This window comes from Stenotrophomonas sp. STEN022, assembly GCF_056760155.1.
The window spans coordinates 1-11,896 of sequence record NZ_JBRREG010000040.1 but is presented as its reverse complement, the minus strand read 5'-3'; the positions used below and the strand labels follow the sequence as shown (position 1 = coordinate 11,896).

Genomic DNA, 11,896 nt, shown 5'->3' with positions numbered 1-11,896 from the left:
TCCATGGCGCCGGCTGAATCTGTCGAGAACTTCCGGCCAGGGTGAGGGCCTTTTGCTCTGCATGTGTTCCCGGCTATCTTGCAGGCTGTGCCTGGTGGAGGAAAGTACATGGGGCTGATCAGCCTGATCTGGGGCATTGTTGCCTTGCTATGGATGATTTTGGCGTTTATTCCGCTGCTGGGCTGGGGTAATTGGTTCCTGATCCCGTTTGCGGCCGTGGGCGCGATCATCGCCGCCATCGGTCTGCTGTTCACCCATGCCAGCAAGCGCGGCCGGGCCAAGACCGGCCTGCTGCTCAATGCCATCGTCATTGTGGTCGGGGTGATCCGGCTGAGCTTGGGCGGCGGTATCGTCTGAACCTGGGACGGTCCGGGTCGGCGGGGTACAGCCGGGGGGCGTAAAATGCGGGGGGCTGGCCGGAAGCTTTCCGGCGCCGTTGGCCCGTTGTGGGCACTGCAACGCTTCCCGATGATCATCCGCCCCCGTCCCACTGGCTGGCAGCTGCTGTACATCCTGCGCGGCTCCATCGTGCCGGCCATCGCCCCCAAGGTGCTGGCGATAGGCGTCTTGGCTGTGCTGGTGGCGGCGTTCAGCCGGAGCTGGCACCCGCTGGGTGGCAGCGGTTTGTCGGTGGTGCCGTTCACCTTGCTGGGTTTGGTGCTGTCGATCTTCCTGAGCTTCCGCAACAACGCCTGCCACGACCGCTGGTGGGAAGGGCGCAAGCTGTGGGGGCAACTGGTCATCGAATCGCGCAGCTTCGCCCGTGAGGCGGCTGCCTTGCTGGCCGCCGAGCCGCAGCTGCGCGAGCGCGGCACCCGCCTGGTGATCGGTTTTGCCCATGCGCTAGCGGCACGCCTGCGCGGCCGCGACCAGGCTGCTGTCGCTGCGCCCTGGCTGCAGGCCGACCAGCACGCCGTGCTGGCACGGCAGAACATAGCCGATGGCCTGCTGACCCAGCTCGCCAGCGAACTGGCCGCGCCGCTGCGCGAAGGCCGCTTGCATCCCTATCTCTACGCCCAGTTCGAGGCACGCCTGCATGCCATGGCCAGTGTGCAGGCCGGCTGTGAGCGCATCTCCGGCACACCGCTGCCGTTCGCCTATACCTTGCTGCTGCACCGCTGTGCATGGCTGTTCTGCGTGCTGCTGCCGTTTGGCCTGGCCGGTGCGCTGGGCTGGGCCACGCCGGTGGTGTCGATGTTGCTGGCCTATGCATTCTTCGGCCTGGACCAGCTCGGCGAGGAGATGGAAGACCCGTTCGGCACCGAAGCCAATGACCTGCCGCTGGACGCCATGGTGCGTACCATCGAAATCGATCTGCTCGACGCCTTGGGCCAACGCCCGCTGCCCGAGCCGCTGCAGCCGCAGGGCTACCGGCTGCAGTAATTCCCGTTTTCAGTATCAAGGAGTACCGCGATGATGCATCCCCAGTACCGCCCGCGGCGCATGCGCCACGATGAGTTCTCGCGCCGTCTGATGCGCGAGAACACGCTGACCAGCAACGACCTGATCTGGCCGGTGTTCGTACACGAGTTGGAAGGCCGCGCCGCTGTTGCATCGATGCCGGGCGTGGACCGTATGTCCATCGATGAGCTGCTGCGCGAAGCCGAGCAGGCGCTGGAGCTGGGCGTGCCGGTGATCGATCTGTTCCCGGTGATCGACCCGTCGCGCAAGTCGCTGGACGCGGCCGAAGCCTGGAACCCGGATGGCCTGGCGCAGCGTGCAGTGCGCGCGCTGAAGCAGCGCTTCCCCGAGCTCGGCGTGATGACCGACGTGGCGCTGGACCCGTACACCACGCACGGCCAGGACGGCATCATCGACGACACCGGCTACGTGCTCAACGACATCACCGTCGAGGCGCTGGTCAAGCAGTCGCTGTCGCATGCCGAAGCCGGCGTGGACATCATTTCTCCCTCGGACATGATGGACGGCCGCATCGGCGCCATCCGCACCGCGCTGGATGACGCGCGTCATATCAACGCCCGCATCATGGCCTATTCGGCTAAGTACGCATCGGCCTTCTACGGCCCGTTCCGCGACGCGGTGGGCAGCTCCGGCAGCCTCGGCAAGGCCGACAAGAAGACCTACCAGATGGACCCGGCCAACAGCGACGAGGCCATGCGCGAGATCGCGCTGGATCTGGACGAAGGCGCGGACATGGTGATGGTCAAGCCGGGCATGCCCTACCTGGATATCGTGCGCCGGGTGAAGACCGAGTTCGGCGTGCCGACCTTCGCGTACCACGTCAGCGGCGAGTACGCGATGTTGAAGGCGGCCGCTGCCAATGGCTGGCTGGATGAACGCAAGTGCGTGATGGAGACCATGATTGGCTTCAAGCGTGCAGGTGCCGATGGCGTATTGACCTATTACGCGCCGCAGATCGCGCGTTGGCTGAAGGGGGCTTGAGATGAATGTTCCCGGTCTTGAGGGTTACAACTGGGCGGTATGGCTGATCGGCGTATTGCTGTTTGCGGTGGCGATCGGTGTGTTCATCGCCGCCATCGTGCGCGCCGGCAAGCGTCCGCCACAGCTGCACTCGGCAGCCGAGCGGCTGCAGCGTGAGGCGGCGCAGGGTGGCGACGTCGATGCCAGGCTGCGTGCGCTGGAGCTGCGCAGGCAGGGCGGGCAGATTGGTGAGGCCGAATACGAAGCGCTGCGTGCTGCGGTGTTGGCTGGAGTTAAGAGCTAAAAGCTTTAGAGCAGAAGCACCCCTCCCCCAACCCTCCCCTTCGCTACGCGAAAGGGAGGGGGTGGATTGCTTGGCTCCCTCCCCTTGGCCGCAGGCCAAGGGGAGGGTCGGGGAGGGGTTGCTTCAGCTCCCTCCCTTTCGCGCCGCCAAGGGGAGGGCTTGGGAGGGGTGAAGCGCTTGCCTCACCGGCAGGAATCATCCCCTTCAACCAGCGGCGCCTTCATCCGGTAAAGATCCATGCCGCCGGCCCGTGGCGCGCGCGCCTTGCCGCTGACCACCAGCTCTCCGGGCTTGTTGGCATCAATCACCGCGCCACGCGTATCGCCATCGGCGCTGTTGAACGACAGCCCCAGCGGCGTCGCCTCACCCCATTGCCCCTGTCGGCACTGCGACAGCCACAACTGGGCACCACCCGCCGCATTGGCGCGGGCAAACACCACCGCGCGGCCGCCACCCAGCCAGCTCGCATCCAGCTCATCGGCACCGGAATTGACGCCTGCCAAGGCTGTGGGCGCGGCAAAACCCGCAGCTGCGGCCGGTGCACGCCACAGATCCCAGCCGCCGCTGCCACCGCCGCGATTGCTGGAGAACAACAGCCGGCCGTCGTCGGCCAGTGCGGGTGAACGTTCGTCCTGCCTGCCGTTCACTGCGGGCCCAAGGTTCTGCGGCTGGCCCAAGCTGCCGTCAGCTGCAACCGCTGCCCGGTATAGGTCAAAGCCGCCATGGCCGCCCTTGCGGTTGGAGGCGAAGTACAGCCAACGGCCATCGGCGCTGAGAAAGGGATCGACGTCGTCCGCCGTGCTGTTCAAGGCCAGTGGCTGCGGGGCCATCCAGCGCTTGTCCTGCAGCGTCGCCTGCCACAGGTCCCAGCCGCCTGCTCCGCCCTCGCGGTTGCTGGCCCATAAGATGCGTTGTCCATCCGCCGACAACGTGGCGCGGATTTCATCTGCACGGGTGGAAACTACCCCCATGCCTTCGATGCCGAACTCGGAAAGCGCCGAGGCAATGGGGCTAAAGGGTAAACTCAGGGTCAGCGCGAGCAGCAAGTAACGGGTCCGCATACGGGTCCAGCAAGTAAAGCCGCGTCCAGTCTAGGTCATGCAGAGGATCACAATGAGCGCTCCACGCTACGCAGTTTTCGGCCAGCCCATCGCCCATTCGCAGTCGCCGCGCATCCAGTCCGCGTTCGGCAAGGCACATGGCATCGCCGTGGATTACCGCGCCATCGAGGCCTCGCCCGAAGATTTCGTGGCCGCGCTGGAAGCCTTTGCCGCTGACGGCGGCGTGGGCGCCAACGTGACCCTGCCGCACAAGGAAGCCGCGTTCGCGCTCTGCACCACCACCACCTCTCGTGCGCATCGCGCCGGAGCGGTCAACACGCTGCTGCGCAAGGGTGATCGCTGGCATGGCGACAATACCGACGGCATCGGCCTGGTGCGTGACCTCACCGGTCGTCACGGTCTGGACCTGCGCGGCCGTCGGGTGCTGCTGCTCGGTGCCGGTGGTGCCGCACGCGGTGTTGCACCAGCGCTGCTGGATGCCGGCATTCTCGAACTGATCGTGGTCAACCGTTCACCCGAGCGCGCCGACGCGCTGGTCGATGCGATGAGCGAACCGGGCCGCGCCATCTCCGCGTACTGGGAAGATCTGCGCGAGCAGGGCGACTTCGAGCTGATCATCAATGCCACCTCGGCCGCGCGCGGCGAGGGCAGCGGTTTCAACCTGCCGCTGTCGCTGGTCAACAGCATGACCACGGCGGTGGATCTGAATTACGGTGAGGCATCAATCCCGTTCCTGGCCTGGGCGCGCGCGGCGGGTTGCCGCAACAGCTTCGATGGCCTGGGCATGCTGGTCGAGCAGGCCGCGGAGAGCTTCCAGCAATGGCATGGCATGCGTCCGGAGACCGATGCGATTTACGCCGAACTGCGCGCCGGTGACGCGCTGTTGGTCACCGCGGACTGAGGCCGACCAATGCAACCCATGGAATTGCTGACAACCCTGCTGGTTTCCATCGGCTACCGCCTGCCGATCCTGATCGGCCTGGGCGTTGCCTTGGTGATGCTGCTCGACACCCCGCGCGGCAAGGTGCGTAGCGTGGCGCTGTCGGCGTTGGCCTTGCTGCTGGCCGTCACCATGATTGGTGGCGTGCTGAGCGCCGTGCCGCTGCTGCTGATTGCAGGTGGAAACTACAGCAGCGTTGGTTCGATGAATACGCTGCTGAGCGCTGGCCATATCGCGCTGTCGCTGCTGGAAGCGGTCGGTTACATCATGCTGGCCTGGGCGCTGGTGCAGGCCCTGCGGCGGCCACAGGCTCCCGGTAAACCCTGAGCCGGCAACGCATTCGGTGAATGCGGGCGGGTATGGGAAAATACCCGCCTTGATTGAGCTGCTGGCAGGTTGGCGTGACGGAAAAAGTAGAAGCACCGCGGGCGCTGACCGAGGACATCAAAACCGGCATCCGTGACGCTTACAGCAAGCTGCAGGCAAACACGCCGGGCTTCAGCACGCGCCGCTCGCAGAGCCAGATGATAGGCGTGGTGTCGCGCGCGCTGGGCACTGGTGGCGTCGGCGTGGTGGAAGCACCTACCGGCGTCGGCAAGAGCCTGGGCTACCTCACCGCCGGGGTGCCGATTGCGCTGGCGAGCAAGAAGAAGCTGGTGATCAGCACCGGCACCGTGGCCTTGCAGTCGCAGTTGGTTGAGCGCGACATTCCCAACTTCCTCAAGTCCACCGGCCTGCAGGCCACCGTTGCGCTGGCCAAGGGCCGCACCCGCTACCTGTGCACCCGCAACGCCGCCGAAGCGCAGGGCGAAGGCGTGCAGGAAGGCATGTTCGGCGACGACGTGCAGCTCTACGACCGGCCACTGGCGCCGATTGAAATGGACGTTGCCGAAAAGCTGACCAAGGCCTTCATCGAGGGCCGCTGGAACGGCGACCTGGACAACGCGCCGGAGAACGTCACGCCCACGCTGCGCATGCGCATCACCACACCGGCCTCGGCCTGCGCCGGGCGCCGTTGCGCTTATTCGGCGCAGTGCCCGGTGCTACGTGCGCGCACCGAAGTACGTGATGCACAGATCATCGTCACCAACCACGCGCTGCTGTTGTCGGCGCTGTCGCTGGGCGATAGCGACAGCGGCCAGCCCCTGATCGCGCCGCCTGGCGACATGCTGCTGGTGCTGGACGAAGGCCACCACATCGGCAACGTCGCCATCGACCAGGGCGCAGCCAACCTGCCGCTGGACGACATGGCCAAGCGTACCGGCCGCCTGCAGATCCTGATTGCCGGCGCCTACCGTGCGGTGGACAAGGACAAGATCGGCAACCTGTTGCCGAACGAAGCCATCGATGTGGCATCGCGCGTGAGCAAGCTGCTGAAGGCGTTCCGCGATGACATCGGCAATGTGTGGATTCCGCAGCCCGATGACCGCGAGCCGATGTGGCGCGCCGCCAACGGCCGCCTGCCCGAATCCTGGCGCCAGCCGATCGAAGTGCTGGCCGATGAAACCCGCACCCTGCTCAACTGGGCAACGGCGGCGGCCTCGGCGGTTGCCAAGGGCAAGCAGGATGATCCGGCGGTCGAGCGCCTGCAGCGCAACCTGGGCATGGCCCAGGAAATGGTCGAGCAGCAGTACAACCTGTGGGCAGGCTGGCGCCGCGAGGACAAGGAAGGCCAGCCGCCGATCGCGCGCTGGGTGACGATGTCACGCGATGGCGACTACATCCTGCATTGCTCGCCGGTATCGGCGGCGATGGTGCTGCGCAAGCTGCTGTGGGATGAAGTGGACTCGGTGGTGATGACCTCGGCGACGCTGACCGGCGGCGGTGATTTCCAGGCGCTGGCCATCGACAACGGCATCCCCGAGGAAGCGGAGATGGTGTCGCTGGCCTCACCGTTCGACCTGCCGAACCAGGCTGAACTGATCGTGCCGCAGTTCCCGGTGACGCCGGATGACCGCGAGCGCCATCCCAAGGAAGTGGCCAAGTACCTGGTCAACGAGCTGGATTGGGACAAGGGCAGCATGGTCCTGTTCACCTCGCGCTGGAAGATGGAAAAGGTGGCCGAGCTGATGCCGGCGACGCTGCGCAAGAAGGTGCTGGTGCAGGGCGACGGCGCCAAGCAAAAGATGATCGACGAGCACATCAAGCGCACCTCGGCGGGTGAAGGCTCGGTGTTGTTCGGCTTGAATTCGTTTGGTGAAGGCCTGGACCTGCCGGGCGAGGCCTGCACCACGGTGGTGATCACCCAGGTGCCGTTCGCGGTGCCGACCGACCCGCAGACCTCGACGCTGAGCGAATGGTTCGAGAGCCGTGGTTTGAACTCGTTCAACCTGATCGCGATCCCGCATGCGTTGCGCACCTTGACCCAGTTTTCCGGGCGCCTGATTCGCACCTCGACCGATACCGGGCGGGTGATCATCCTGGATTCGCGCCTGCTGACGCGCAGGTATGGCAAGCGGATCATTGATTCTTTGCCGCCGTTCAAGCGGGTTATTGGTTGAGGTTGGGTACAGGGGGGCTGTTCGCTGGAACATCCCTGCTCCAACCCGTAAAGTGCGCCACCCCCCATTACTCCAGACAGCCATGGCCACCCCTCCTGCAAGCTTCCCCTGGGCACAGCAACTGCAGCGTCTGCAGCAGCGTGAAGGCGCACTGGCGCTGTTGGCTACGCAGGCGATGTTCGCTGCCGAAGGCGATGGGCTGACTGCCGCGGGTTCGGCGCTGGAGCAGCTGTTGTTGGCGGGTGAGGGCCAGCTCAAGGCAGACAACGACGTGAGTCTGGTCGCCGATGAGCTGCGCCGCTACCAGAAGTTCGCGCCGCCGGGCCGTCCGTCGGTGCAGATCGTGCAGCTGCGTAGGCAGCAGTCGACGGTGCAGCAGGCGCAGCGTATCGCGCGGCAGACGTTCATTCGCAATGCTGATGGCTTTGCGCGGGCAATTGCTTTGGACGTGCCGCAAAAGCTGGGTGTGGTTGAAACCGTGATGCGTTGGTTGCGTACGAACCTGGCCTAGCTTGCTCCCTGTCCGATGGGTCAACGGAGTCCGGGGCGGGTCAACGTCCCCGGACTTTTCGTTTGTGGCCGGCGCAGTGCACGTCGTCCTTCAACTGTGCGGGCAGCCTTCTGGCACCATGCGCTCCTGCATGGCAGAGGCGACTTACTCACCGACGAGCAACGGCAGGTTGCTGGCCACCTCCCATAGCAGACGCCCGGCGAAAACAAGGAAAACCAGGGCCATCATGCCTTCCAGCCAGCCGCCCATGCGCAGAAACCTGTCGCGTACCGCCTGCTGGGTAAACAGCACACTGACCAGCACGAACCAGCTCGCATTGACCAGGCACATCCAGATTCCATAAAGCACCTGGACCTTCAATGGCGTTCCGGCGCTGACCACCGTGGTGAAGATCGCGAGGAAGAACAGTGTGGCCTTGGGGTTGGTCGCATTGGTGACGAAGCCAAGTAGAAAGGACCTGCGCCAGCCAAGTGCGGAGGCGGTACCGGTGCCTTCGAGCTTTCCAGCGGAGCTGGAACGTCCGGCACCGCGAAGGAATGAGAACACCAGATAGAGAAGATAGGACGCGCCGAGCATCCTGGTAGCGGTCATCAACAGTGCATTGGCATGCAGCAACGCACCGACGCCGAGCAGTGTGTAGAGGACATGTACGGAAATGCCGGCGCCGATGCCGATTGCCACCTGCACCCCCGCCCACCTGCCGTGCCTGACACTTTGCCGCACGGTGACGGCAAAGTCCGGGCCTGGTGCAATGACTGCCAGCAGATGAATCAGCGCCAGTGATACGAATTCGTGGAAATGGTTGCTCACCCATCAGCTCCAGAACGTCAAAGGGCTGGCAACGCCGCGGTAGCCGACAAAACAGGACAGGCTCAAACGTGGCTTGTCCGATCCGGGTGTGACAGCGTGCATGTGGCGTGAGTTGAACAGGACAAGGTCGCCTTCTTCGGGCTGGATATGTAGTGTCGGTTTGCCGAGGAGGGATGGATCTATGCCGTAGCTGTCGCCGCGCATGCGATCAAACTCCGCTGCGGAGATCGCCGACTGCCAGATATGCAGTCCGCCGCCATCTGTCGGCATGGTGAGGTAGATGTTTGCTGCCAGCTGCGAGGTGAGACTGTGCGAGCGGAAGGTCTCAGGTGCATCTTTCGCGAGGATGTCGTGGTGGGCGAGGAACTCCACTCCAGGCTGGACGATCCGTGACAGGCCGACATACGCCTTGCGTCCATACAGATGCTCGAGTTGGGCGCCGGCAGGCCACATCTCATCCAACGTGCAGCGAAGCATATCCATGGGTGAGGCGTACGGCATGCATCGCTTCCGCAACACCTCAATGTTGTCCAAGGCTGTATTGAAGTAGGCATCGAGGCGGGCAGGGATATTTTCTGCTTCGTACAGCGCCATGCCTATCCTGCCGATATCGGGCGCATTGACGTAGCTGTCGAATCCTTGGCCCAGGATGCGGTGGCCAATCTCCATCGCGGTTTCCCTGGGGATGAACTGCTTCACTTGTACTGCCAAAACCTGCTCGCATACCGCCTTCGCCAGCACGGCATCATCCAGTCGATCCGTTGTGATGAACAAATTTCTTCCTTGAAATGGTAGATGTGGGTGTCACTGAAGATTCCACTCCGGCAATGGTGCTGGCGCCTGCAAACCCGCCAGAAGACTGCCTCCATTGGCTTTGGCGCGCGTTGCTTGCTGTCAATGATGCGAGGGAGTTCGATGCATGTATGCCGATGCCAGCAGGTTTGAAGAGTGCCAGAGCGCGCTTACGTAGCATCCGGCAATCATTCAACCGTTTGGCTGTTGAATCTGTCAGTTGGTGAAGTCGCTTGAGCGTGCTTTCGAATGTCTTTGCAGAAAGCGAGGGGATTTTTGCCCGCGAGGTTCGAGGTGACAAATTCTGTTTCTACATATGGAGCAGATATGCGTAAAGAACGTCATCATCGACAGTGATGGGGCAGTGTGGATACTTTTTGCCTGCGTTCTTACGTGTCCCTCTTGCGCAGCGAAGGCGCCAGCGGAAGGAGTCCGAAGGGCGATGTGCAGGAGTGCACGTCGCCCCATTGGGGTTTTTCGTCAGATCCGTTGTTGCGGAAGGGCACTCGCGGGCGGAAAGCCGCAGCAATGGAAACTGCAAAAGCTACCCCTCCCCAACCCTCCCCTGCGCTTTGCGCAAAGGAGGGGGCTGGAGCAACAACAACAGCTGCTGCTACAGGCTTAGTGCCACAGCCCCAGGATCAGGCCAAACAGCACGAACTGTGCAGTGTGGTAGCCGCCGTCGATTGCCCACAGTTTTCCGCTGCGCTGGGCGAACTGGTAGTTGATGCCGAAGCTGGCCGCGACGATTCCGAAACCGGCAACCAGGCCACATAGCAAGGCCTTGCGCAGCTCCGGCTGCGGACCGACAAACCAGGCGAAGGCAAACGCCGCCACCAGCGAAAACACAAAGGCCACGCCGAACACCTTGCCCGGATGTCCCTGCGGCACTTCACCACCGTTCTCGCGGTTCCAGGCGCGGCCGAACAGGATGGGCGAGTACCACAGCCCGCCCAGGAGGAAACTCGATACAGCGGCCAATACCACGGCGTAGACGTTCATGCATTTCCCCTGGGCAGTGAGCGATGTTGCATCCTAGCGCTGTCGCATACGCTTGCGTAGCCGCCACGAAAAAGAAGACCGGCGGGTTTCCCCGCCGGTCTCCTACCTCGCACACGTTGCTCTGACGCGACTCAGGCTTCCAGTGCCGCGGCCGGGCCAAAGAACTCGTAACGGCTCTGCGCTTCAGGCACGCCTACCTCACGCAGCAGCTTCTTCACCTGCGCCATGAACGGCTTCGGGCCAAGGAAGTAAGCATCCATGTCGCGCTCGGCCGGCAACCACTGCTCCAGCAGCTCGCGGCTGAGGAAACCTTCGGCATCGCCAGCATCACCAGGCAGTGCTTCGCTGTAGCAGGTGTAGCTGCGCAGCTGCGGGTGCTGCTTCTGCTTGTCGGCGATGAACTCGCGGAAGGCATGCACCTGGCCATTGCGCGCGCAATGGATGAAATGCACCTGGCGTCCGTTGGCCAGCGCCTGTTCCAGCATCGGCAGGGTCGGGGTGATGCCGACGCCACCGCTGATGAAGGCGACCGGGCGCTCGCTGGCAACCAGGGTGAAATCACCGGCCGGGGCGAACAGCTCCAGCGTGTCGCCAACCTGCACGTTGTCATGTAGATGGTTGGATACCTTGCCGTTGCCTTCGCGCTTGACGCTGATGCGGTAGCCGACGCCGTTGGCTGCACGCGACAGAGAATAGTTGCGACGGGTTTCCTCGCCGTCGAGTTCCAGCTTCATGCCGATGTACTGGCCGGGCTTGAAGTCCACCACCGCACCGCCGTCGACCGGCACCAGGTGGAAGGAGGTGATCTCCGCACTCTCGGCTACCTTCTCGGCAACGCGGAAGGTGCGCGCGCCGCGCCAGCCGCCCGGGGCCTTTTCATTTGCTGCGTACACCTCTTCTTCGGCACCGATCAGCAGGTCGGCCAGCATCTGGTAGGCCGCGCCCCAGGCGTCGATGATCTCGTCGGTGGCAATGTCCGGGCCCAGTACTTCACGGATCGAGGCCAGCAGGTGGTGGCCGACGATGGGGTAGTGCTCCGGCAGGATCTGCAGGGCAACGTGCTTGTTGACGATCTGTCCCACCAGCGGACCCAGCGCTTCCAGGCGGTCGATGTGCTTGGCATACATCAGCACCGAGTTGGCCAGCGCACGCGGTTGGTCGCCGCTGCTCTGGTGCGAGGGGTTGAACAGCGGGCGCGCGATGTCGCTCTGGCTCAGCATCCGCCCATAGAAATGCTTGGTCAGCGCTTCGCCGCCAGTTTCCAGCAGGGGGACGGTGGCTTTGATCAGGTCGCGTTGGGTGGGGCTGAGCATGGTGCGAACTATCCGGCTTCGGGGGTAGTTCCATGTTCCGCGCAGTTGGCCTGCTTTCTCGATGACTAATATCAAGAACCCGCCCGATTGTAGTGCCGAGCCATGCTCGGCAAGGGGGCGTTCCCGGTAACGCGTAGAAGCGGCGTAAGCCGCGAAGCCACAGCTGCATCAGGCCGCGAAGAGCCAACCCCTCCCCAACCCTCCCCTTGGCTTCGCCAAAGGGAGGGAGCAAGCGCGTAGTGGGGGGGGGCCCGCCGGCGGGGGAGGGAGACCGGCCCGG

Annotated in this window: 13 protein-coding genes; 8 read left to right on the top strand and 5 right to left on the bottom strand. The window is 63.9% G+C overall.

Annotated elements, in window-relative coordinates:
• Positions 1-108 precede the first annotated feature (108 nt).
• The 4 genes from ACVOMF_RS10250 (at position 109) to ACVOMF_RS10235 (ending at position 2,686) form a co-directional block, all read left to right on the top strand.
• Entirely contained in the window at positions 109-357 is a 249-nt protein-coding gene (locus tag ACVOMF_RS10250) for a hypothetical protein (RefSeq protein ID WP_481509186.1), read from the top strand.
• A 111-nt stretch (positions 358-468) separates the two neighbouring features.
• Positions 469-1,383, top strand: coding sequence for a bestrophin family protein (locus ACVOMF_RS10245; RefSeq protein WP_481509185.1), 915 nt, complete (start codon positions 469-471; stop codon positions 1,381-1,383).
• Positions 1,384-1,413: 30 nt separating this feature from the next.
• Entirely contained in the window at positions 1,414-2,403 is a 990-nt protein-coding gene (gene hemB, locus ACVOMF_RS10240) for a porphobilinogen synthase (protein WP_481509184.1), read from the top strand.
• A 1-nt stretch (position 2,404) separates the two neighbouring features.
• The gene (locus tag ACVOMF_RS10235) at positions 2,405-2,686 is read left to right on the top strand and encodes an SHOCT domain-containing protein (RefSeq protein ID WP_481509183.1); all 282 of its coding nucleotides are present in this window, start codon (positions 2,405-2,407) and stop codon (positions 2,684-2,686) included.
• Between the two features lie 182 nt (positions 2,687-2,868).
• Here the strand turns inward: ACVOMF_RS10235 and ACVOMF_RS10230 are convergent, their stop codons facing one another.
• On the bottom strand, positions 2,869-3,747 hold the full coding sequence (locus ACVOMF_RS10230; protein ID WP_481509182.1) for a TolB family protein: 879 nt from the start codon (positions 3,745-3,747) through the stop codon (positions 2,869-2,871).
• A 52-nt stretch (positions 3,748-3,799) separates the two neighbouring features.
• On the opposite strand from ACVOMF_RS10230, the gene aroE reads away from it, so the two are divergent.
• The 4 genes from aroE to ACVOMF_RS10210 all read left to right on the top strand — a co-directional run bounded on the left by aroE (position 3,800) and on the right by ACVOMF_RS10210 (position 7,699).
• Positions 3,800-4,648 (top strand): shikimate dehydrogenase, encoded by an 849-nt coding sequence (gene aroE, locus ACVOMF_RS10225; protein ID WP_481509181.1) that lies wholly within the window; start codon positions 3,800-3,802, stop codon positions 4,646-4,648.
• An 18-nt stretch (positions 4,649-4,666) separates the two neighbouring features.
• Complete coding sequence (locus tag ACVOMF_RS10220; protein WP_481509180.1) at positions 4,667-5,014, top strand: hypothetical protein; 348 nt, start codon at positions 4,667-4,669, stop codon at positions 5,012-5,014.
• 74 nt (positions 5,015-5,088) lie between these two features.
• On the top strand, positions 5,089-7,188 hold the full coding sequence (dinG, locus tag ACVOMF_RS10215) for an ATP-dependent DNA helicase DinG (RefSeq protein WP_481509179.1): 2,100 nt from the start codon (positions 5,089-5,091) through the stop codon (positions 7,186-7,188).
• Between the two features lie 82 nt (positions 7,189-7,270).
• Positions 7,271-7,699, top strand: coding sequence for a hypothetical protein (locus ACVOMF_RS10210; RefSeq protein ID WP_481509178.1), 429 nt, complete (start codon positions 7,271-7,273; stop codon positions 7,697-7,699).
• Between the two features lie 144 nt (positions 7,700-7,843).
• On the opposite strand, the gene ACVOMF_RS10205 is transcribed toward ACVOMF_RS10210, so the two are convergent.
• The 4 genes from ACVOMF_RS10205 to hmpA all read right to left on the bottom strand — a co-directional run bounded on the left by ACVOMF_RS10205 (position 7,844) and on the right by hmpA (position 11,616).
• Positions 7,844-8,509 carry a LysE family translocator gene (locus ACVOMF_RS10205; RefSeq protein WP_481509177.1) on the bottom strand — a complete coding sequence of 222 codons (666 nt, stop codon included), beginning with the start codon at positions 8,507-8,509 and terminating at the stop codon, positions 7,844-7,846.
• Positions 8,510-8,512: 3 nt separating this feature from the next.
• Complete coding sequence (locus ACVOMF_RS10200; RefSeq protein WP_481509176.1) at positions 8,513-9,283, bottom strand: 2OG-Fe(II) oxygenase; 771 nt, start codon at positions 9,281-9,283, stop codon at positions 8,513-8,515.
• Positions 9,284-9,922: 639 nt separating this feature from the next.
• Positions 9,923-10,303 carry a DUF1761 domain-containing protein gene (locus ACVOMF_RS10195; RefSeq protein ID WP_481509175.1) on the bottom strand — a complete coding sequence of 127 codons (381 nt, stop codon included), beginning with the start codon at positions 10,301-10,303 and terminating at the stop codon, positions 9,923-9,925.
• 131 nt (positions 10,304-10,434) lie between these two features.
• On the bottom strand, positions 10,435-11,616 hold the full coding sequence (hmpA, locus tag ACVOMF_RS10190; RefSeq protein WP_481509174.1) for an NO-inducible flavohemoprotein: 1,182 nt from the start codon (positions 11,614-11,616) through the stop codon (positions 10,435-10,437).
• Between the last annotated feature and the right edge of the window lie 280 nt (positions 11,617-11,896).

Excerpts from the sequence above, each read along its gene's own strand:
- ACVOMF_RS10245 (WP_481509185.1), top strand. The coding sequence starts at position 469 with ATGATCATCCGCCCCCGTCCCACTGGCTGGCAGCTGCTGTACATCCTG.
- ACVOMF_RS10220 (WP_481509180.1), top strand. The coding sequence starts at position 4,667 with ATGGAATTGCTGACAACCCTGCTGGTTTCCATCGGCTACCGCCTGCCG.
- hemB (WP_481509184.1), top strand. The coding sequence starts at position 1,414 with ATGATGCATCCCCAGTACCGCCCGCGGCGCATGCGCCACGATGAGTTC.
- ACVOMF_RS10235 (WP_481509183.1), top strand. The coding sequence starts at position 2,405 with ATGAATGTTCCCGGTCTTGAGGGTTACAACTGGGCGGTATGGCTGATC.
- ACVOMF_RS10195 (WP_481509175.1), bottom strand. The coding sequence starts at position 10,303 with ATGAACGTCTACGCCGTGGTATTGGCCGCTGTATCGAGTTTCCTCCTG.
- ACVOMF_RS10250 (WP_481509186.1), top strand. The coding sequence starts at position 109 with ATGGGGCTGATCAGCCTGATCTGGGGCATTGTTGCCTTGCTATGGATG.
- ACVOMF_RS10230 (WP_481509182.1), bottom strand. The coding sequence starts at position 3,747 with ATGCGGACCCGTTACTTGCTGCTCGCGCTGACCCTGAGTTTACCCTTT.
- hmpA (WP_481509174.1), bottom strand. The coding sequence starts at position 11,616 with ATGCTCAGCCCCACCCAACGCGACCTGATCAAAGCCACCGTCCCCCTG.
- ACVOMF_RS10210 (WP_481509178.1), top strand. The coding sequence starts at position 7,271 with ATGGCCACCCCTCCTGCAAGCTTCCCCTGGGCACAGCAACTGCAGCGT.
- aroE (WP_481509181.1), top strand. The coding sequence starts at position 3,800 with ATGAGCGCTCCACGCTACGCAGTTTTCGGCCAGCCCATCGCCCATTCG.